The following is a 20,988-nucleotide window of genomic DNA, read 5'->3' on the forward strand; positions in this document are numbered from 1 at the left end:
ATTATCCGCATTCTATACAACCTCCTATAGCCTTACGTGCAACATTGAGGATACTCATATTTTTTAAATCAATCCTCCAAAGCCACCAATTCCCATTTTTTGAACAAAGCAAAATTCAGAGAAACATAAAAGATGTTGGCATCCAATCCTGCATAGGGTCGAAAAGTGCCCCCATTCCCATCAGAAGCAGTAAACCCTTGGTTGAAAAACGAGGTCAGGTAATATTTAGCTTTGATACTTGTTCCTTTAGGTAAAGTATAACCGATGAATAGGGCGTGTTGTAGGGTGTTCACCCTGTCACTGAACCATACGCTGAATCTCTCTGTCCTTCTTTCGTCCACAAAGGTCCTTTCGCGGTAATTCATCGCGATTTCAAGTTCATATCCTGCAAAGAAAAAACGGTCATTCAAGTTGCCTAATTTGACACCAACAGGAATACCTAAGTTATAATTTCTAACTTTTTTCCGAATAGAAGGCGATTCGTCAAAAATAAATCCCACGTTTCGGATATTGACACCAGTAAACCAGCCAAAGGACTCACTTTGGTCAAAATTGAGGAGTGTCTGTAAGTTGATGACCGGAGAAAACCTGAGCACGTTGTTATTGTTTTGAAGTGTCCCTGTTGAAAAAATCCACTCTCCGCCTGAAGTGAAATAAGGTTTATTTTCTTTGATCACAGTTTTGGTCTGTGCAAAGGAAACCGAGAGGACCAAAGAAAGTAAAAATAAAGTTGTGTAGAGTTTTTTCATAGCCTGTAGTTTATATGGTTTAACGGCAAATATCTTAAAACTTAAATAAATGCATGAGTCTTTATTGTGAATAATTGATATAATTTAGAAATATTTTTTTACGGTGACATGGATGCCAAAAATCACAAATCCCAACGCTGTCCAAAGAACCGTATCCCAAATTTCTTCTGATTTGGTTCCAGATAGCAGCCAAATTGTGGCCCCAATTCCGGCCAAAGCGAAATAATTGCCAAAAGGTATTTTGAAAAATTCTCCTTCGGGATTGCTTTTTCTAAGTTTGATCAGGGAAGCGCAGACCAAAGCATACAAAATCAGCCTTGAAATTACTGAAACAGCCAATGAACTCATAAATCCCCATACAATGGCTACAAAGGCTACCAACGCAGAGAAGAAAAGAATGGAAATATACGGAGTAGCAAATCTTGGATGTATTTTCCCGAACAACCTTGGTAGCTGATCTTCCTGGCTGAGTGCAAAGGGTAGTCTCGACCCGCTCAGAATCTGAACATTCAAGGTTCCCAAAATGGAAATAACCGCACCGACCGTAATGAAGAGTCCTCCATACCAACCCATAAATATTGAAGCTGCATCAGCAAGAGGTTTTTCGGAAGAAGCCAAATCTGGAAGTGTTCCTATAGAAACAACCTGAATGAGGATGTAAAATCCTGCTATGACCGCTGCTGCCGTCAATAATCCAAAAGGGAGATTTTTCCTTGGATTGACGATCTCGCCGCTATTGACCAAGCCAGCCTCAAAACCTCCAAAAGCAAACACCAACAATAAGGTCGAAGCGGAAAAATCTTTCAATGTAGGAACTGCTTGGCCTTTCATCAGGTCAAAATCAATGTAAAATAATCCTACAATGATGAATATGGCTAAAGGAAAAAGCTTTGCCACTGTCAGGACATTACTGACCCTTGCTGTATTTTTTACCCCAATCCAATTGAAGTAGGCAATCAAGGCAGTAATGAAAATGATGATGGCTATCCTTACTTCAGGTTGGTTGAAGCTTTCAGAAAAAAATGATAGGTATAAGACCATCAGATTGATCAGGGTGGCATAGCTAAACAACCTTGTCAGCATCAGCAGCCACCCGATGATAAATGCCGGAATTGGCCCAAAAGCAGTATGGACATACAGGTAAGGACCGCCTGTTTGCTCAAATCGGGAACTGACTTCGGCAAAAACCAAAATCAAAACGGCCATTACCAAGGCACAAACCACAAATGCCAGAATGGAATAGACTCCCGAAAGGGCGAAAACTTTGGCCGGCAGTGCAAAAATCCCAGCCCCAATTACCGAATTGATGATGAGGAAAACCAAGTCCCATCTTTGGATACCGCGCTTGAGTGTTGTGGGTGAATTTGCCAATTTATCTTTTTTTACTTGAAATTTTAATCGTACGCTGGGTTTGTTTATTTAGGAAAATTTATGTTTTTACCACACATTTTCACCGATAAACACAGATCAAAAATCAATCTCTTCAATTTTTCATTTAGATTTTTCCAAGAAATTTTTTTGGATTGAGGAATGATAATTTTTTTTAATATGATTATCCGCTTTTATACTAGTAGCCGAATATCATTTTTCTCCACCTCGGCAAGCTCGGTGAACGGATATCGTGAGATCAGAGGGGGGTGGTAGAAATGCGGCTTTGCCGCATTTCTACCACCCCCCTTCAATATCAATAAATTCCGGGGGTCGATCCCGATATATATCGTGGACGAGACCATTCTGTTAGTAATCCTATACTGGTAAGAAGGCGGATATGCATGTTTTTTAAACCAATAACCAATTAACCTTTAACCAAATAACCAATAAGCAATTAAAGAAAATCCACATCCACACTAAATGGATACTTCATCAAATATTGGAGTGCTTCTTCAATTTTGAGATCTTCAAAAAGGACTTTGTAAAGGTTTTCAGTAATGGGTGCCCTCTTTCCGGTACCTTCTACAAATGCTTTCATAAGTTTGATGGTGTTGACACCTTCCGCCACTTCTTCCATGGTATCCAGAATATCGTCGAGTTTTTCTCCCTTTGCCAATCTGAATCCAACTGTATAGTTTCGCGAAAGGGTGGAATTGCAGGTTGCAACAAGATCTCCGATTCCTGCCAGGCCGATAAAGGATTTAAGACTTCCCCCCAAGGCATTTCCTAGGTAAACAAGTTCTACCATTCCTCTGGAAATCAGCAGTCCTTTTGCATTTTCTCCCAAACCCATACCTGCCAAGGCACCTGCTGCAATGGCGATGATATTTTTGAGTACCCCGCTCAGCTCGACTCCGACGATGTCCGAATTGCCGTACACCTGAAATTTATCTGTACGGAGTAGGCGTTGTCCCTCCAATATCACTTCGTTGTATTTGCTGGCTACCACTGTGGCGCCTGGCTGACCGAGATAAAGCTCCCTTGCCAAATTTGGACCTGCTAGACAGCCTACCCTGACTACAACAGTTTCTTTCATGATGACTTCGCTCATCGTAAGGATATTTTCCCTACTTATTTTCCCCATTTCCTCTAGGGTTTTCCCTTTGGGAAGGTTGAGACAAAGCCCTTTTGTACCATGAATGATCAGGTGGTATGGATATAAAAAAGGAGAAAAAGAGCGGATTACCTCCTGGAATGCTGAAGAAGGAACCATAAAAAAAATGGTATTGCACGATTTGCACAAATATTCCGGGTCTTGGGTAGCAAATATTTCGGGGTTGATCGCAGCCCCATCCACAGTATGCTTTTGATTGATTTCGTCGACCACTTCGGCCCGCCTGACATAAGCGATTACCTTACTTTTCTCAGAGAGGATATTGGCAATGGCAGTCCCAAAACTCCCCATGCCTACGACTCCGACTGATTTTTCTTTAGAAGAGTTTTTCGAGGTCATATCCGTGAAGTCGGTTGTGGTAATAATACAATAGGTTCAAGTCTTGGGTTTCTATGTTGCCCATGCTGTTTTTGACCAAAGGACGCTTGGCATGATACATCCCCACATTGGCCAGACCATGGTCGATGATGCTGTCAATATCGCTTTTCATGTGTGGCGCGATCTGGACTTTGGATTCTGCCTCGAGTTCTTGGATTATGTTCAGCACTTTTTGGCATTCTTCTTTGAATTCATGGTAAATGAGCACTACATCCTCTTCCGGAAGTCGGAGGAGATTGTACAGGTCCAACTTTTTATTTTCCCTTTTGATCATCTGAAAAGCAGTGAATGCCACCAAATGGGAACTGAAAACCCGGTTGATTTTATGGAATTCCTCTACGATCCTTTTTCCCAAATGGTAAGTATATTCTTCTTCCCTTTGGGCATCGACGGTGACTTTGCCATTATAAAGAAAGTAATCTTTGGTATCTATTTTTCTTCCGTTCCGGTCTATGCTGTTGCCCTCATTGTCGACATAGTTACCCAAGACGTCAAGGGCCTTTCCTACAGACACTGAGATATCGGAACCTTTGGTAAAGAACTTGACAAGAAATTTGGAGATTTTGTAAGAGGTGGAAAACTCATCCGACTCCTTATAGTATCGTTCTTGTCCCGTCAAAGCAAGGTGCTCTTGGATGAGACTTGGCGCTTCAAGGACGAAGTGGTAATTGATGGTGACAGGGACAATGAAAATCTTTCCGCTGACATCATCTTCTCCTCTTTCGAAATTTGCCCTTTGGGCCTCAACAGCCGTACTCAGCAACCCAAGTTTGAGTTTTTTCTCTATCATCCCACTTCGGGAACGTGTTCCTCCCGGGAAGAAAAGACTATGTACGCCAAACTGCAAGGCCTCGGAGGAATAGGTTTTTAAAGTTTCGAGGTAAATGAGGTTTTTCTTTCTTCGGTCTACCTTGTAGGCACCAAGGGCATTCATGAAGTAAGAAAAAATGCTGATGTTGAACAGGTTCAATCCGGCTCCATAAATGAACGGTGGTAATCCTAACACGGAAATAATCCAACCAATCAAAATGCTGTCAAGGTTAGAAAAATGGGTAGGAACCATCACGATAGTCCCTTTGGAGGCGAGGTCACGGATTTGATCCGTCTCTCCCACGATTTGGATTTTATCTTGGAGGCTAAATTGGTTGCTAAATATTGATTTAAAACCCTTTACCCTGGCAGCATTGAGCAGCCTGGAAAAACCAAAAGTGACAATCCTTCGGGTTACTTTATAATGGGTGTGGATAAAGTTGCTGGCGATTTCCTCAGCATACCTCATGGAAATGTCATCGAGGATTTCAAGGTATTTTTTCTTCTTTTGAGTTTTGGTCAGACTTCCTTCAGCGCTGAGATGGACTAGACTTGATTTAACTTTCCCCCAAAATTCTTTTTCATCATCCGGATCGACGGCCCAAGGATTCTGTTTCATCCTCAGTTTTTCTCGATAAAGGGTTGTTTCCAGCTCCTCTCTCAGCAAATCCATGTTTTCTCCCGTTATTTCCAAAACGGATCTTTTGCCGGCATCAGCCACTTTCCTTATAAAATCCTTCCTGCTTTTGCTGAGTTTGACGACCGGCCACTCGTCCTTTTTGGGAAGGATAGGTTCGTATTTGTGTTTGATATAAGTATCAGCCAAGTGATTCTTTATTTTGGATGAGTAGCAAAGATAACAAAAATCACCACGTTGGTACTCGCAGAATTGTGGGTATATAATCCCTTTTGGTAGGTACACAATAAAATATCAGAATAACGAAAACGTTTTTTACTCAGAGGAGTTTGATTGGTAATATTTCCTAATGGGTTTTGTGCTGCTAAGAATCCATTGTATTATTGCAGCATTATTGTTTTATGAAGCCTGACCTCAAACAGATTCAAGCACCTATCGCCACAGAGATGGAGGAATTTGAAACCAAATTCCGTGACTTTATGAAAAGTAAAGTCAAACTTCTCGACCATATCACCAATTATATTGTCAGACGCAAAGGCAAGCAGATGCGTCCTATGTTTGTGTTTTTGACAGCAGGTATGACCGGTGGGATTTCTGAATCAACCTATAGAGGAGCGGCTTTGATTGAATTGTTGCACACTGCGACACTTGTACATGACGATGTGGTGGATGATTCTAATTACCGACGTGGATTTTTTTCGATAAATGCCCTTTGGAAGAACAAAATCGCAGTTTTGGTAGGTGATTATTTGCTGTCAAGAGGTCTATTGCTCAGCGTGGACAATGGTGATTTTGACCTGCTCAAAATCGTCTCCAATGCCGTACGCGAAATGTCTGAAGGTGAATTGCTCCAAATGGCCAAGTCCAGGAAACTTGACATTACCGAGGAGGTCTATTACACCATCATCCGTCAAAAAACCGCAAGCCTGATTGCTTCTTGTTGTGCGGTAGGCGCATCTACTTCCGGGGCTACAGAAGAGATCATTGATAAGATGCGGACTTTCGGAGAGAAGATCGGAATGGCTTTTCAGATCAAAGATGACCTTTTTGACTATGGTGAAGATGAGATCGGAAAACCTTTGGGTATTGACATCAAAGAAAAGAAGATGACCCTTCCCCTTATCTATGCCCTCAATAATGCCTCTTGGCTGGACAAAAGGAAAATAATCTATCTCGTCCGCAACAAAAACGAGGACAAAAAATCCGTCAATGAAGTCATTACTTTTGTAAAGAAGTCAGGCGGCTTGGCTTATGCAAATGAAGCCATGAACAGGTATTTTGACGAAGCAATGGCGCTTTTGACAGAATTCCCTGATTCTGAATACAAGAGCTCTCTAGAAGGCCTCGTCAGGTACACCATCGAGCGGAAGAAGTAGATTCAGTCCATGGTCCACGGTCGACAGTCCATAGCCGGTGCAAAGGATTTTCAATCTTAGTTTTATATTGCAAAGTTTGAAGAAGCATTATTTCCACCCAAACCCCTGTTTCTTCACAATCAAATCATTTCCCAATCACAAACTGCGAACGGGCACTTCCATCATTTTTAATTCCTCTTTTTTTGCAATACTCTTTCAACTCATTGATATCGACAATTACATCTTTAACTGTAAATCCATGTAAAATAAACCTGGTTTTTGCCTTTAAATATTCAGCATGCCAATCTTCCCATTTATCATGCATTTTTGCCCTGTCATCAATAGACGCGATGAACATGTTCCGGTCTTCTTTTCTGTAATATGCCATGTTAATTGATCTTTGCATCTCAAGGAAGTTTATAATGTCAATTTCCTAAAAAGATTTTTATAGGCAAAATTACTCTTTCGATAAATTTAAACCTATCTACTTTGTTTATGCCATCAATTTAAGATCACGAAAAAGAAAACCTCACTCTGAAAGTAATTCACTCACCAACGCTTCATGTTCCGCTACCCAGCGGTCATAATAATCTCCCGTGCCAGGACCGGTAAATCCCGTGTGGATCTTTCTTACTTTACCTTTTTTGTCAATATAAATCAAAGTCGGAAATGCCAAAACCTCATTCAAAGCAGGCAAGGCCTCTGAAGCTTTTTCCTTGTCACTGACCCCGGCGATTAGGAATGTATAATTGGCTTTGAGCCTGTCAATTGTCTTTTTTACCCGTGTGCTTGCATAGTCAAATTCGGGCTTGCTTTCGAATGCCAAGCCGATAATTTCTACCCCTCTGCTATTGTTCTTCTCAAACCATGGAGCCAAAAACTTGGTTTCATCCACGCAATTTGGACACCAAGTCCCAAAAATCTGCACCAATACCACTTTGTCTTTGAATTTTTCGTCTTCGAGAGAAACCATTTTTCCATTCACATCCGGAAATGTGAATGAAAAAGTATCGTAACCTTCTTTGAGGTAATTGAGAGAAAAAGCATCGGGAAGTTCAAAATTTTCATCGCGGATAGCCTGAAAAGTTTCTTTCACTTTGGGACCGCTACGGAAGCGTCCTGCCATGGTGCCGTCAGCCTGAAGTTCTCCCAAAAACAAAAATAAATGGTTGCCGTCGAAAGTACTCAAGTAAAAAGAATTGCCCGATACGTTGCCTTCGAGGTAGCGGTAATCTCCGAGTTTGGTAAGGAATGTCCCGGTGATCTTATCTCCGTTTTGGGTAAAAATCCCAACAGCAGAATAGGTATCTCCATCTTCCTCGAGAAACTCTGTTTTCCACTTTCCTGAGAAATCTGTCGATGGTTTTTCAGTCACTTCAAACCTGCTGATTTCGCCCTTTTCAGCTTTGAACGGCACGAAGTAATCTTTTGCATAATTTTTTGTGAAAACCCCTTCAATCAGATTGTTACCAATGATTTTTGCCCGGATTTCAGCGTCAAATGTTCCCATGGTCACTACAATAGAATCACCTGCGGCTACCACCTCATCAAAGCTCAAAACCTCTTCTCCATGGTAAGCTTCCATGATCCAGTTTTCACCATTTTTTACAAAACCGATTTCAAATGGGAGAAGGTCTCCGGTGAGGTTCAGTTCGGCATGCCACCTACCCTGAAGATCCGGTTTTTCTGTTTTTTTATTTCCGCATGAAGTAATAAAAAGAATCGAAATAAAGAGGGCTAAAACTGGGTTAATTTTCATGATGGGTTGTGGCGGTTTTTCTGGATGAAAACTGATTAACTATAAATCTACTGGTTTTGTGTGGTAAGAATTTTTTTGGCCAAAAGGTTCAAAAGTCTTTCAGAAAATAAACAGGCTCTCCAAAATCCTCCAAAAATGCCAAAATCCTTGGGAAATTGCCCCACTTTTCTCCAAAAATGGGAAAAGAGTATTTGGTTTCATTTTTTTTTCAGTTCATTTTATCAAAAAACCTCAAATTTGAATTGTTTTCAATGTTTTTTTCTAAGGATGATTTTCCTCAAGTCATTGAGCACCAAATAAAAAAAGGGCTATTTTTTTCAAGAATTATTGTAATAAATCAAACTTTTAAATAGTTTTAAGAAAAAGTGGAGAAAAGTGGGGAAAAGTGGTGGATTGTGTGATTGCTTTTCTTACTTTTGTCTTTGTAGTAAATCCAAGATAAGCCCATGGGAATGTTCAACGGTCTGTATGAATGCAAGGTGGATCCGAAAGGTCGTCTGGCATTGCCTGCCAAAATGAAGGCAGCAATACCTGAGTCCAACGGTGATACCCTCATTTTGAGGCATGGAGACGATGGATGTCTTGCGTTGTACACCCAAGTAGAGTTTAAAAAACTTTTACATCAGATCAATGCGCTCTCAGACCGTGATCCAATCCAAAGGAGGATCAAGAGAGGTTTTTTTGAAAGCATGACTGAAGTGGAGCTGGATAGCGCGGGCCGTTTTTTGATCCCCAAAACTTTTCTCCAAAAAGCAGGCATTGATAAAGACGCTACTGTCTTGGGATATGGCTCATTTATCGAAATATGGAATCCTGAGAAATACGGTCAAAATTCAATAAAAGACCAGGATGAGCTGTCTAACCTGATGGATAAATACCTTTCCTGACCATGACAGCACTTCCTTATCATATCCCCGTGATGCTTGGCCCTTGCATTGAAGGCATGGCTATTGACCCCAATGGGATTTATATAGACCTGACTTTTGGTGGTGGCGGGCATTCGAGGGAAATCCTCAAACACCTGGATAAAGGGCATTTGTATGGATTTGACCAAGACCTGGATGCTGAAGCCAATATTCCTGAGGATGTGCGCTTCACATTTATTCAGGCCAATTTTAGGGATTTTAGGAAATACCTCCGCCTCTATGGTGTCAGCCAAGTGGACGGAATTCTTGCTGACCTGGGGATTTCTTCCCATCAGATAGACGAACCCAAAAGGGGTTTTTCGACGCGTTTCGAAGGCGAACTTGATATGAGGATGAGTAGCGGGATGGACATTTCGGCAAAGGATGTCCTGAATACTTACGAAGAAGGAAAGCTTCACAAGATTTTTGGCATTTACGGTGAAATCAAAAATGCCAAGACCCTTGCACAGGCGGTCGTCTCCCAAAGAGCCGCAGCGCAATTTGAAACAACAGCAGATTTTAAGGCTTTGCTCCAAAAATATGCGCCGCGAGGCAAAGAGTTCAAATACTTCGCCCAGGTGTTTCAGGCATTGAGGATTGAAGTCAACGATGAGATGGGAGCTTTGGAAGACATGCTGAAACAAACTGTGGAGGCATTGAAACCCGGAGGAAGGTTGGTCGTGATGAGCTACCATTCATTGGAGGACAGGTTGGTCAAGAACTTCATCAACAAAGGAAAATTCCAGGGTGAGGTTGAAAAAGATTTCTACGGCAACCTACTCAGGCCTTTGGAACCGATACATAGAAAGGCACTCATCGCTGATGAGGAAGAAATACAGAGAAACAACAGGGCACGCAGTGCCAAACTGAGAATAGCTGAAAAGAAATAAGATGAGCCAAAATACTTTCAAGAAGAAAATCCAACAAGGTTCTTCTCCAAAAGGGAATGGTAAAAACATCTTTACCATGATCGAAGAGAAGCTCAACGTGACCGGTATTCTCGGAGAAGGTGTTCCGGTCCATTTTGCACCGCCTTTCTTCTTTGCGGCTTTCTTGGCGCTCATTTATATATGGAGCAACCACCGTGCAGACAACATGATCCGCAAGATCGAAAAACTGCAACAGGAAGTCGAAGACGTCAGGGCAGATGTCACCACACTCGAAGCGGAATTTATGCTGAGTAGCAAGCAATCCGAAGTAGCAAAGAAAATTGCGCCTTTGGGCATCGTAGAAATAGAAGAACCACCGATTAAAATCATAGTCGAATAAGTGAATATAAAACGTTCCATAGTACTGCGTGTAAGGATAGCCTTCATTTTGGTGGCTTTGTTTGCAGGGGCAATCTTCTACAGGATTGTCCATTTGCAGTTTATGGAGGGTGAAAAATGGCAGGCAAAGTCTGAGACGCTCAATTTCCAATACAAGCAGGTTACCGCTACAAGGGGAAATATCTATGCAGCTGACGGCAGTTTATTGGCGACCAGCCTTCCTTTTTATAGGGTTGTCATCGATCCGATGGTGGCCAAAGAAGACGTGTTTTCAAAAGGAATTGACTCTTTGTCCTACTTTCTGTCTTCCCACTTCAAAGACAAATCTGCCAATTCTTACAAAAGAATGATCAGGGATGCGCGCTCAGATAAGAAAAGATATGTCATCCTCAACCGTACCCAAATCGGCTATCAGGCCATGCAAAAAATGGCGAAATGGCCGATTTTCAGAAACGGACGTTCAGGCGGCGGAGTTATCTTCGAGAAAGTAGAAAAAAGATACAGACCCTTCAATAACCTTGCTAGCAGGACAGTGGGATTTGTCAATGAAGACAAAAACGGCGCCGGAATAGAATACAGCTTCAATAATTTTTTGGAAGGAAAAAATGGCAAAGCCCTTTTTCAAAGAATTGCCGGCGGTTCTTGGAAGCCTGTTTTTGATGCGGAAGATATCAAACCGGACGACGGGTATGATATCCTTACCACCTTGGATGTCAATATCCAAGATGTGGCAGAATCTGCACTTTTGAGACAAATGACAAACAAAGATGCCGAATTTGGGTGCGTCATCGTGATGGAAGTAGCTACCGGCCAAATCAAAGCATTGATCAATCTCCAAAAAAATAGGGACGGATTGGGATATGGAGAGAACTACAATTTTGCCATCGGTGACCAGGGTTTGACAGAACCTGGTTCGACCTTCAAATTGCTTTCCATGCTTGCCTTGCTTGAAGAAGGCAAAATCAACCTCAAAGATTCTATAGATACCGGCAAAGGTACTTTCAAATTCTATGACAGGAATATGAATGATTCCAAAGAAGGTGGCTATGGCAAAATCACGATCAAAGAAGCATTTGAAAAATCCTCCAATGTGGCCATCTCCAGACTTGTGGAAGACAATTTTGGACATAATCCAAGCAAGTTTGTCGCTTACATCGAAAAAGCAGGACTCGACAAGCCAATTGATTTCCAATTGAAAGGCGAAGGAGTACCCTACTTCAAAAAACCCGGAGAGAAGAATTGGTATGGCACCACGCTTCCTTGGATGTCTATCGGATATGAGGCCAAGTTGACGCCTTTGCATACCCTCATGCTGTACAATGCTGTGGCCAATGACGGTAAAATGGTCAAACCCATGATCGTGAAGGCAGTAGCTAGAGGCAATCAGATCGAAGAAAAATACGAAACAGAAGTGGTACGTAGGAGCATTGCTTCCTCCAAAACCATTGGCCAATTGAAGATATTGTTGGAAGGGGTGGTAGAAAACGGAACCGCCAAGAATGTCTACACCCAAGAGTACAAGATCGCCGGCAAAACTGGTACTGCCCAAAAGCTCATCGGGGGCCGATATACTCAGCGGTACTACACTTCTTTTGCCGGATACTTTCCTGCAGACAATCCAAAATATTCAGCCATTGTAGTGATTGACAGTCCCAAAGGTTTTGCTGCCTACGGTGGAGATGTTTCAGCTCCTGTGTTTAAGGAAATTGCCGACAAGATCTATGCGCAGGATCTTGAATTGAATGAAAAGAGAAATGACAAAACCTATTTGGCTTCCAATTCAGGGACTTTTCCACTGATACAGGCAGGCAAAATAGACGAGCTTCAGATGATTTGCAACAAGTTTGGAATCTCCAACCACATATCAGGTGAGACGGAAGAAGAATGGGTAAAATCTACCCCGGTCAACAAAGCTGTCATCTGGAAAGCCAATAAAGTGGATTCGCCTACTGTGCCTGATGTGACGGGCATGTCCTTAAGGGATGCCTTGTATGTATTGGAAAACAAAGGAATACGCGTGGTCTATCAGGGTAAAGGAAGGGTCAGGGGCCAATCCATCAATCCCGGTACGCCAGTCAATAATGCTTATGTAATCAATTTAGTATTGGGATAAATGAAAGTACTGAAAGACATATTGTATAAAGTCTCCCTGACTTCTACCATTGGAAACATGGAAGTGGAAGTTGGCGATATTGTCTTTGACAGCCGCAAAGTCCTGCCGGGAACCTGCTTTGTTGCCATTTCAGGCACGCAGGTTGACGGCCATGCTTTCATCGAAACAGCCATAGAAAAAGGAGCTGTAGCCATAGTTTGTGAAACGATGCCTAAAAAGCTCCAAGGAAATGTCACCTATGTTCAGGTAGTCAATTCCTCCAAAGCATTGGGAATCATGGCATCCAATTATTTCGAAAATCCATCTGAAAAGTTGAAGCTCGTGGCGGTAACAGGTACCAATGGGAAAACCACTACCGTCACGCTTCTCTATCAGTTATTTATGGAAATGGGATATCAGACAGGTTTGCTTTCCACCGTGGAAAACAAAATCAACGAGCTGACCATCCCTTCCACACATACAACTCCTGATGCGCTGAGTATTCAGAAACTCCTCCGTCAAATGGTAGACACTGGTTGCACCCATTGTTTTATGGAGGCAAGTTCCCATGCCATCGTGCAGGAAAGGACCGCGGGTCTGACATTTGCCGGAGCCTTGTTTACCAACATCACCCATGACCACCTTGATTACCATGGTTCTTTTGACGAATACATCAAAGCCAAGAAAAAGCTATTTGATGAACTTCCAAAAGATGCTTTTGCACTAGTCAATGCCGATGACAAGCGAGGAATGGTCATGCTTCAAAACTTCAAAGGTTCAGGCCATACTTTCGGACTGAAATTCCCCGCTGACTTCAAAGCCAAAATCATTTCCAATACCCTTGAAGGACTGGAGTTGGATATTGACAACAGACAGGTTTGGTTTAGGATGATCGGTCAGTTCAATGCTTATAACCTACTTGGGGTATTTGCCATCGCGGTACTCTTGGGTGAAGATGAGGAGGAAGTGCTGATGCAGCTATCCAAAGTTCCCGGAGCGCAGGGTAGGTTTGACAAAATCGCCATGTATGGCATTACTGCCATCGTAGATTATGCCCATACACCTGACGCACTCGAAAATGTCCTCAAAACCATACAAGGTGTAAGGACCGGCGGCGAACAAGTGATCACGGTCGTCGGCTGTGGCGGCAATAGGGACAAAACCAAAAGACCTGTAATGGCCAAGATCGCAACCCAATATTCTGACAAAGTGATCCTGACTTCGGACAATCCCCGGGATGAAGAACCTATGACTATTCTGCGGGAAATGGAAGCAGGAATCAATCCGGTGGATTTCAAAAAAACACTGGTGATAGAAGATAGAAGAGAAGCCATCAAGACAGCTGCTATCATGGCAAAAAAAGGAGATATCATCCTGGTTGCCGGTAAAGGACATGAAACCTATCAGGAAATCAAAGGGGTGAAATATCCTTTTGATGACCGTCAGGTTGTGACCGAATTACTTAATCTGTTGAATAAAGACTGATATGCTATATCCGATTTTTGATTATTTGGACTCAGTATTGGACATCCCGGGAACGGGTGTCTTCCGCTATATCTCCTTCAGGGCAGGGATGGCGGCACTTTTTTCATTGATCATCACCATCACCTTTGGGCATAGAATTATCAATTGGATCAGAAACAAACAAATCGGGGAAACAGTCCGCGACTTGGGTCTCGAAGGACAAGCCGCCAAAAAAGGAACGCCGACTATGGGCGGATTGATGATCATGGCCGGTATCATTATTCCGACTTTGCTTTTTGCCAACATCAACAACGTCTACATCATCCTTCTGCTGATCACTACAGTTTGGTTAGGGACTATTGGATTTGTGGATGATTATATCAAAGTATTCAAAAAGAACAAAGACGGCCTCGCAGGAAGGTTCAAAATCGTAGGTCAGGTTACCATCGGGATTATCGTGGGTGCTACCCTTTACTTTCATGAAGATGTCGTGATCCGTGAATTTACCAATCCTGTTTCCATCGAGGAAGGTGTAGTCGAAACCCCGGCTTTCAAAGATGTCAAAGTCGCAAAGACCACCATTCCTTTTGTCAAAAACAACGAACTGAACTACGAGACTTTCCTGGGTTTTATGGGGGAAAGTATCACTCCTGCGCTGTACATCCTATTGGTGATTTTCATCATCACGGCAGTTTCCAACGGTGCCAATATTACCGACGGGATTGATGGATTGGCAGCTGGGACATCCGCGATCATCGGACTGACGATTGCCATCTTTGCGTACGTATCCGGTAACGCCATTTTCTCCCAATACCTCAATGTCATGTTCATTCCCAACTCGGGCGAGTTGGTGATTTTCTGTGCTGCTTTTGTGGGTGCCTGTGTTGGATTCCTTTGGTACAATGCCTTTCCTGCTCAGGTTTTTATGGGAGATACAGGAAGCTTGATGTTGGGTGGCGTGATCGCTGTCCTGTCTTTGACCTTAAGAAAAGAACTGTTGATCCCGATTCTTTGTGGGATTTTCTTGGTCGAAAACCTCTCTGTGATCATGCAGGTGAGCTATTTCAAATACACCAAAAGAAAATATGGAGAAGGCCGCAGGATATTCCTGATGTCTCCTTTGCACCACCATTACCAGAAGAAAAATATCCATGAAGCCAAAATCGTAACCCGTTTTTGGATTACAGGAATCCTTCTGGCCATCATCACTTTGGCAACATTGAAACTGAGATAAATGGAAAAACAGATAGCCATATTGGGTGCAGGTGAAAGCGGATTGGGAGCAGCATTGCTTGCCAAGAAGCATGGCTATGCAGTATGGGTATCTGATGCCGGAACCATCAGCGCATCCAGAAAACAAACCTTGACCGAAAACGGGATTGGCTTTGAAGAAGGAATGCATTCTGAGGAAAAAATCCTTTCTGCCGGCGAAATCATAAAGAGTCCCGGGATTCCGGAGAAAGTAGCCATTGTCCAAAAGGCTTTGGAAAAAGGAATTCCGGTAATTGATGAATTGGAATTTGCTTTCAGGTATTCCAAAGGAAAAGTAATCGCGATCACCGGTACAAACGGCAAGACCACGACTACGCTCCTGACTTATCACCTGCTCCAAAAAGGAGGGTTGAATGTCGGATTGGGAGGAAATGTCGGTGAAAGTTGGGCCGCCCAATTGGTGGACGGAGACAAAGATTGGTGGGTATTGGAAGTCAGCAGTTTCCAGATTGACGGCTTCAAATCTCTGAAACCCTCCGTGGCAGTATTGACCAATATCACTCCTGACCATTTGGACAGGTACAATTATAAAATTGAAAATTATATCGCTTCCAAAGTTTCTCTGTTCAAAAACATGGATGAAAAGGATGCGGCGATTTATTGGCTTGACGACCAACTGATCCAATCAGGTTTTGATAAAGTGAATCTGAAAGCGGATCGCTTTCCATTTTCACTCAAAGAAGCACAGAACAAAGGCGGGTATTTTGATGGAAATGCCATCACAGTACAAGCTATCGGAAAGAAATTAACAATAAACCCAAAAGATATTATCCTGAAAGGAACCCACAACATGCTCAACACCATGTGCGCCTCTTTGGCCGCAACATTGGCAGGCGTGTCCGAGGAAGCCATCAGGGAAGGATTGAAGGATTTCCAAAATGCAGCCCACAGGATGGAACCGGTGGCTACGATCAATGGAATCGCCTTTATCAATGACAGCAAGGGAACCAATGTCGATGCCACAGCCTATGCGCTTGACAGCTTCAAACAACCCTTGATTTGGATTGCCGGTGGGGTTGATAAGGGCAATGATTATTCAGCATTGTATCATTTGACAGATGGAAAAGTAAAAATGCTGGTCTGTCTGGGCGTGGACAATGAGAAGTTGAAAAAAGCATTTTCAGGCAGGGTTCCTGAAATCAAAGAAACGCAGAGTATCGCTGAGGCAGTGGCCTTGGGATTGGAATTTGGGAAGGAAGGCGATGTGGTTTTGCTTTCCCCGGCTTGCGCAAGTTTCGACTTGTTCAAGAATTATGAGGACAGAGGAAATCAGTTTAAAGCCGCAGTGGCAGCATTAACCGCTACAGCATCATGATGGAGAACATAAAAATATGGTTTGACAGAAATCTGAAGGGTGACCCGATTATTTGGGGCATCGTGATCATTCTTTCTGTCATCAGCATCGTGGTAGTGTATTCTGCTACGGGTTCTTTGGCGTACAAATACACCGGTGGCAATACGGAAAAATACCTGATCGACCATTCTATGATGGTGCTTGCAGGTCTATTGGTGATGTGGGTTGCCCACAAAATCCCATACAAGACTTATGGTCTTATCGGAAGGTTTTTGTTGGTGGTTTCCATTCCGTTGCTGTTGTTCACCTTCTTGTTTGGCTCGACTGTCAATGAAGCCAACAGGTGGATCACCATTCCTGTCATCAACAAGGCATTCCAACCTTCGGATATCGCAAAATTGGCATTGATAGCAACCTTGGCTTCTTTACTCGCCAGAAAGCAAAAAAATATTGACGACTTCAGAAACGCTTTCCTTCCGATGATTGTGGTCATTGGCTTGGTTTCCGGATTGATCGGATTGGCCAATATGTCCACCGCAGTCTTGTTGCTGTCGACTTGTTTGTTGCTGCTTTTCATTGGCCGAGTGCCGATGAAATATATCCTGATGGTGGTTTTGGTAGGTGGATTGTTTCTGACTACTTCGGTTTTCTTGGGACAGAGAGGCGGAACTTTCTTTTCCAGGATAGAAAAATTTGTGTCAGGGGATGAAATTCCTTTCCAGGCAGAGCAATCATTTATCGCCATTTCCACAGGAGGAATCACAGGCAAGGGCCCTGGCAAATCCGAACAGAGAAATACACTTCCGCATCCCTATTCTGATTTCATCTATGCGATCATCATCGAAGAATACGGAATGGTAGGGGGTGCGGTGGTATTGTTCCTTTATCTCGCGCTCTTGTTCAGGGGAATGCGGATTGTCGCCTCCTCGACCAAGCCGTTTGGAGGATTGCTTTCGGCAGGACTGAGTTTTGCGCTGGTGCTGCAGGCCATGGTCAACATGGCGGTTGCCGTGGGATTGGGCCCGATTACCGGTTTGCCATTGCCATTGCTGAGTATGGGGGGGACATCATTGGTATTTACAGGATTTTCATTGGGAATCATATTGAGTGTAAGCAGGGGCGATCATCAGGAACATTTGGACAGCCCCTCTGAGGGAAGCAATAAAGTGAGGAAGACATTTCAAACAGCTTAAGAGAAATTGGGAAATAACAGACCATATAGAATCATGATCAGCGGAGGAGGCACAGGAGGCCATATCTATCCGGCACTTGCGATCGCAAATGCCTGGATGGAGAAGCATCCTAATACGGAGATTCTATTTGTCGGTGCAGAAGGAAAAATGGAAATGCAAAAAGTGCCTGAAGCCGGATACCGCATCGAAGGACTCAAAGTAGCAGGATTACAGCGGAGTCTCAGCCTTTCCAACCTCAGCTTTCCTTTCAAATTATTGGCAAGTCTGAACAAGTCCAAAGAACTTCTCAGAACATTCAAACCCAATGCCGTGGTCGGAGTCGGTGGCTATGCAAGCGGTCCACTCTTGTATTCTGCCCAAGGAAAAGGAATCCCCACTATGATTCAGGAGCAAAATTCCTATGCAGGATTGACCAACAAGATTTTGGCAAAAAAAGCCAAAAAGATCTGTGTGGCTTATCCGGGTATGGAGAAGTTTTTCCCCGCTGATAAAATCCAATACACCGGTAATCCTGTCCGCAAGGACATCCTTCACTTGGATGGAAAAAAGGAACGGACTTTCCGACACTTTGGATTGGAAGAAGGCAAGAAAGTCCTGTTGGTATTGGGAGGAAGTCTTGGCGCCCGCACCATCAATCAGGCGGTATTGGCTGACATGGAAGGTCTCGAAAAAGATGGCTACCAAGTTCTCTGGCAAAGCGGAAAGTTCTACTTCTCCGAAATGTCGGAAAAAGTAAAGGCTTCCGGACTGAAACACATCCATGTCCTTGAATTTATCAGGGAAATGGACTTGGCTTATGCAGCCGCAGATGTCGTGGTATCGAGGGCCGGAGCGCTTTCGGTTTCCGAACTCAGCCTTGTAGGCAAACCGGTGGTATTTATCCCTTCTCCCAATGTGGCTGAAGACCATCAGACCAAAAATGCCATGGCCTTTGTACAGGCAGATGCAGCGGTCCTTTTGAAGGACAGCGAAGCAGTCGGAAAATTGAAATCAACAGTAAACCAACTCATGGCAGACGGTAACAAAGTCCGGTCATTGGGTGAAAATATAAAGAAACTGGCCAAGCCAAAAGCAGCCGAAGAAATTGTAAAAGTATTGGAAAGCATCATTCAATGAATCTGAAAAACCTACATAGCGTCCATTTCCTTGGAATAGGTGGCATCGGTATGAGTGCTTTGGCGAGGTGGTTTAACCATGTCGGCATCAAAGTCTCCGGCTATGACCGTACCCCTTCTCCATTGACAGATGCATTGGTGGCAGAGGGAATGGAGATTGTGTTTGAAGATACTTTGGAAAATATCCCCTCCAGGATCCGCTATGACAAAGTCCATACTTTGGTCATTTGGACTCCGGCGATGCCAAAGGATTCTATCCAACTGAACTTCTTCCAAAACAACGGCTACAGCATCAAAAAAAGAGCTGCTGTTCTTGGGATGATTACTGCTGACCTTCCGACGATAGCCGTAGCGGGAACACATGGCAAGACGACAACTTCTTCCATGGTCGCCCACCTATTGAAATCAGGAGGAAAAAACATCGCTGCCTTTTTGGGAGGCTTGACACAAAATTACAATTCCAACCTCATCCTCCATGACGAGGAAAGTGGAGACGCAATGGTGGTCGTAGAGGCGGATGAGTTTGACCGTTCTTTCCTGCACCTTCATCCCAATCTAGCTGTAGTGACGAGTGCGGATCCCGACCATTTGGATATCTATGGAGATGACGCACAGATGATGGATGGCTTCAGGGCATTTATTGACCTGATTGCTGCCGACGGGTCATTGTATATCCATGCAAAGGCCTTCCAAAAACTCGGAGCTCCGAAATCCAAATCGGTTACTGTAAAGCAATACGGAATCAACATCGGAGAGATCCAAGCCAAAAATATTGTAGCAGGGCCTGCGGCTTTCACATTTGATTATGTCAGTGGAGACAAAGAAATCAAGGGATTGAATATATACATGCCGGGATTTCACAATGTGGAAAATGCCCTGCCGGCTATTACGGTCGCTTTGGATTATGGGATCGAAGAAGAAGCCGTTCGAGAAGGGTTGGCAAGCTATAAAGGAGTAAAAAGAAGGTTTGAAATCTGGATTCAGGAACAGGATAGGGTATTTATCGATGACTATGCCCACCATCCTGAAGAGATCCGCGCATTTCTGTCGTCGGTCAAAGCCATGTATCCTTACAAAAAGTTGACGGCGATTTTCCAGCCACATCTTTTCACAAGGACTAGGGATTTTGCCGCAGGATTTTCAGAGAGCCTTTCTATTGCTGACGAAGTGGTATTGCTGGAGATTTATCCGGCAAGGGAACTCCCCATCGAGGGAGTAAATGCAACGATGCTGTTGGAAGGAATCACTTCCGCCAAAAAATCCCTCCAATCCAAAGAAGGATTGTTGGATTACCTCAAATCAGCTAAGCCTGAGGTATTGGTGACCATCGGTGCAGGAGACATTGACAGATTGGTATCACCTATTGCAAACTGGATGAAATCGCTATGAAAAAATTCAGGATCAAAAAATCGTTGATTTTCACCGCTTTGACCTTGGTTCTGATCGGTTTTATCGGATTCATTGAGAAGAAGGATTCCGAAAGAGTCTTCACAGGTATTGAGATCAGGGTAAAAGGAATTGCAGATGTCTATTTCGTGAATGAAAAAGACATTTTGAAAAACATACAGACTGAATTTCCAATCCTGAAAAATGGTGTGTCCATGCAGGAAGTGGATTTGAATAAAATAGAAAAGAAGGTGGAGACCTATGCTTTTGTCCGCAATGCCGAAGTGTTCGCTGACCTCAAGGGACGTGTGATGGTCGAAATTACCCAGCACATTCCCATTGCGAGGATAGTGAGACCAAGTGCAGCAGACGGCTACATTTCTTCGGAAGGAAAAATATTACCTACATCCAATTCATACACCACAAGGGTAATGACGCTTGAGGGGGCTTATGCTGAAAGTCTTTTGAAGCTTCAGGATATTTCCGAAAGCCACAGCGACCTCATGGCAATGATCAATTTTATCAATGCCGACGAGTTTTGGAAAGCGCAGATCTCCGGGATGGATATTTCCCGAAAGTCGGATATCAAACTCTACCAGCAGGTAGGCAAGCAGGTAATTGAGTTTGGGGAAGCCAAGGATTTAGAAGAAAAATTTGAGAAGATAAACCTGTTTTATGAAGAAATCATCCCTGCAAAAGGATGGAATGCATACAGCAGAGTGAATGTAAAATATAAGGGCCAGATTGTTTGTGAATAATTGAAATC

At 43.3% G+C, this 20,988-nt stretch carries 18 protein-coding genes; 12 read left to right on the top strand and 6 right to left on the bottom strand.

Annotation, left to right across the window (positions count from 1 at the left end; all coding sequences use genetic code 11):
- Positions 1-68: 68 nt before the first annotated feature.
- The 4 genes from MMU07_RS18145 to MMU07_RS18160 all read right to left on the bottom strand — a co-directional run bounded on the left by MMU07_RS18145 (position 69) and on the right by MMU07_RS18160 (position 5,308).
- On the bottom strand, positions 69-749 hold the full coding sequence (locus MMU07_RS18145; protein ID WP_241128022.1) for a hypothetical protein: 681 nt from the start codon (positions 747-749) through the stop codon (positions 69-71).
- A gap of 84 nt (positions 750-833) precedes the next feature.
- Entirely contained in the window at positions 834-2,120 is a 1,287-nt protein-coding gene (locus MMU07_RS18150) for an APC family permease (protein WP_241128023.1), read from the bottom strand.
- 454 nt (positions 2,121-2,574) lie between these two features.
- Entirely contained in the window at positions 2,575-3,633 is a 1,059-nt protein-coding gene (locus MMU07_RS18155; RefSeq protein WP_241128024.1) for an NAD(P)H-dependent glycerol-3-phosphate dehydrogenase, read from the bottom strand.
- Positions 3,611-5,308 (bottom strand): 1-acyl-sn-glycerol-3-phosphate acyltransferase, encoded by a 1,698-nt coding sequence (locus MMU07_RS18160; protein WP_241128025.1) that lies wholly within the window; start codon positions 5,306-5,308, stop codon positions 3,611-3,613. Before MMU07_RS18160 ends, MMU07_RS18155 begins: the two co-directional genes overlap by 23 nt.
- A gap of 212 nt (positions 5,309-5,520) precedes the next feature.
- Here MMU07_RS18160 and MMU07_RS18165 point away from each other — a divergent pair, with 212 nt between their 5' ends.
- On the top strand, positions 5,521-6,495 hold the full coding sequence (locus tag MMU07_RS18165) for a polyprenyl synthetase family protein (protein ID WP_241128026.1): 975 nt from the start codon (positions 5,521-5,523) through the stop codon (positions 6,493-6,495).
- Positions 6,496-6,619: 124 nt separating this feature from the next.
- On the opposite strand, the gene MMU07_RS18170 is transcribed toward MMU07_RS18165, so the two are convergent.
- A complete protein-coding gene (locus MMU07_RS18170) occupies positions 6,620-6,880 on the bottom strand; it encodes a hypothetical protein (RefSeq protein WP_241128027.1) in 261 nt (86 codons plus the stop codon).
- A 123-nt stretch (positions 6,881-7,003) separates the two neighbouring features.
- Positions 7,004-8,233, bottom strand: a complete 1,230-nt coding sequence (locus tag MMU07_RS18175; protein ID WP_241128028.1) for a peroxiredoxin family protein — start codon at positions 8,231-8,233, stop codon at positions 7,004-7,006.
- 446 nt (positions 8,234-8,679) lie between these two features.
- Here MMU07_RS18175 and mraZ point away from each other — a divergent pair, with 446 nt between their 5' ends.
- From mraZ to MMU07_RS18230, 11 genes are read left to right on the top strand one after another with little or no spacing between them, the layout of a single operon-like run.
- Complete coding sequence (mraZ, locus tag MMU07_RS18180; protein ID WP_241128029.1) at positions 8,680-9,120, top strand: division/cell wall cluster transcriptional repressor MraZ; 441 nt, start codon at positions 8,680-8,682, stop codon at positions 9,118-9,120.
- Positions 9,121-9,122: 2 nt separating this feature from the next.
- On the top strand, positions 9,123-10,028 hold the full coding sequence (rsmH, locus tag MMU07_RS18185; RefSeq protein ID WP_241128030.1) for a 16S rRNA (cytosine(1402)-N(4))-methyltransferase RsmH: 906 nt from the start codon (positions 9,123-9,125) through the stop codon (positions 10,026-10,028).
- 1 nt (position 10,029) lies between these two features.
- Positions 10,030-10,407 (top strand): FtsL-like putative cell division protein, encoded by a 378-nt coding sequence (locus tag MMU07_RS18190; protein WP_241128031.1) that lies wholly within the window; start codon positions 10,030-10,032, stop codon positions 10,405-10,407.
- A complete protein-coding gene (locus MMU07_RS18195) occupies positions 10,408-12,519 on the top strand; it encodes a penicillin-binding protein (RefSeq protein WP_241128032.1) in 2,112 nt (703 codons plus the stop codon).
- Positions 12,520-13,983, top strand: coding sequence for a UDP-N-acetylmuramoyl-L-alanyl-D-glutamate--2,6-diaminopimelate ligase (locus MMU07_RS18200; RefSeq protein ID WP_241128033.1), 1,464 nt, complete (start codon positions 12,520-12,522; stop codon positions 13,981-13,983). It begins immediately after the preceding gene.
- 1 nt (position 13,984) lies between these two features.
- On the top strand, positions 13,985-15,196 hold the full coding sequence (mraY, locus tag MMU07_RS18205; RefSeq protein ID WP_241128034.1) for a phospho-N-acetylmuramoyl-pentapeptide-transferase: 1,212 nt from the start codon (positions 13,985-13,987) through the stop codon (positions 15,194-15,196).
- Positions 15,197-16,549: a UDP-N-acetylmuramoyl-L-alanine--D-glutamate ligase gene (murD, locus tag MMU07_RS18210; protein WP_241128035.1), complete on the top strand. Its 1,353-nt coding sequence runs from the start codon at positions 15,197-15,199 to the stop codon at positions 16,547-16,549.
- On the top strand, positions 16,549-17,721 hold the full coding sequence (locus MMU07_RS18215) for an FtsW/RodA/SpoVE family cell cycle protein (protein ID WP_241128052.1): 1,173 nt from the start codon (positions 16,549-16,551) through the stop codon (positions 17,719-17,721). Before murD ends, MMU07_RS18215 begins: the two co-directional genes overlap by 1 nt.
- Before the next feature lie 33 nt (positions 17,722-17,754).
- On the top strand, positions 17,755-18,837 hold the full coding sequence (gene murG / locus MMU07_RS18220; RefSeq protein WP_241128053.1) for an undecaprenyldiphospho-muramoylpentapeptide beta-N-acetylglucosaminyltransferase: 1,083 nt from the start codon (positions 17,755-17,757) through the stop codon (positions 18,835-18,837).
- The gene (murC, locus tag MMU07_RS18225) at positions 18,834-20,225 is read left to right on the top strand and encodes a UDP-N-acetylmuramate--L-alanine ligase (RefSeq protein WP_241128036.1); all 1,392 of its coding nucleotides are present in this window, start codon (positions 18,834-18,836) and stop codon (positions 20,223-20,225) included. The genes murG and murC overlap by 4 nt, the downstream gene beginning before the upstream one ends.
- Positions 20,222-20,980 (top strand): cell division protein FtsQ/DivIB, encoded by a 759-nt coding sequence (locus MMU07_RS18230; RefSeq protein ID WP_241128037.1) that lies wholly within the window; start codon positions 20,222-20,224, stop codon positions 20,978-20,980. The genes murC and MMU07_RS18230 overlap by 4 nt, the downstream gene beginning before the upstream one ends.
- The last annotated feature ends 8 nt before the right edge of the window (positions 20,981-20,988 follow it).

The organism is Cognataquiflexum nitidum, from assembly GCF_022538055.1.
Taxonomy (GTDB): domain Bacteria; phylum Bacteroidota; class Bacteroidia; order Cytophagales; family Cyclobacteriaceae; genus Cognataquiflexum; species Cognataquiflexum nitidum.

Coding starts and splice junctions, on each gene's coding strand:
- murC (WP_241128036.1), top strand. CDS start 18,834: ATGAATCTGAAAAACCTACATAGCGTCCATTTCCTTGGAATAGGTGGC.
- MMU07_RS18190 (WP_241128031.1), top strand. CDS start 10,030: ATGAGCCAAAATACTTTCAAGAAGAAAATCCAACAAGGTTCTTCTCCA.
- MMU07_RS18230 (WP_241128037.1), top strand. CDS start 20,222: ATGAAAAAATTCAGGATCAAAAAATCGTTGATTTTCACCGCTTTGACC.
- MMU07_RS18170 (WP_241128027.1), bottom strand. CDS start 6,880: ATGCAAAGATCAATTAACATGGCATATTACAGAAAAGAAGACCGGAAC.
- MMU07_RS18200 (WP_241128033.1), top strand. CDS start 12,520: ATGAAAGTACTGAAAGACATATTGTATAAAGTCTCCCTGACTTCTACC.
- MMU07_RS18175 (WP_241128028.1), bottom strand. CDS start 8,233: ATGAAAATTAACCCAGTTTTAGCCCTCTTTATTTCGATTCTTTTTATT.
- MMU07_RS18155 (WP_241128024.1), bottom strand. CDS start 3,633: ATGACCTCGAAAAACTCTTCTAAAGAAAAATCAGTCGGAGTCGTAGGC.
- MMU07_RS18145 (WP_241128022.1), bottom strand. CDS start 749: ATGAAAAAACTCTACACAACTTTATTTTTACTTTCTTTGGTCCTCTCG.
- MMU07_RS18165 (WP_241128026.1), top strand. CDS start 5,521: ATGAAGCCTGACCTCAAACAGATTCAAGCACCTATCGCCACAGAGATG.
- mraZ (WP_241128029.1), top strand. CDS start 8,680: ATGGGAATGTTCAACGGTCTGTATGAATGCAAGGTGGATCCGAAAGGT.
- MMU07_RS18215 (WP_241128052.1), top strand. CDS start 16,549: ATGGAGAACATAAAAATATGGTTTGACAGAAATCTGAAGGGTGACCCG.
- mraY (WP_241128034.1), top strand. CDS start 13,985: ATGCTATATCCGATTTTTGATTATTTGGACTCAGTATTGGACATCCCG.
- murG (WP_241128053.1), top strand. CDS start 17,755: ATGATCAGCGGAGGAGGCACAGGAGGCCATATCTATCCGGCACTTGCG.
- murD (WP_241128035.1), top strand. CDS start 15,197: ATGGAAAAACAGATAGCCATATTGGGTGCAGGTGAAAGCGGATTGGGA.
- rsmH (WP_241128030.1), top strand. CDS start 9,123: ATGACAGCACTTCCTTATCATATCCCCGTGATGCTTGGCCCTTGCATT.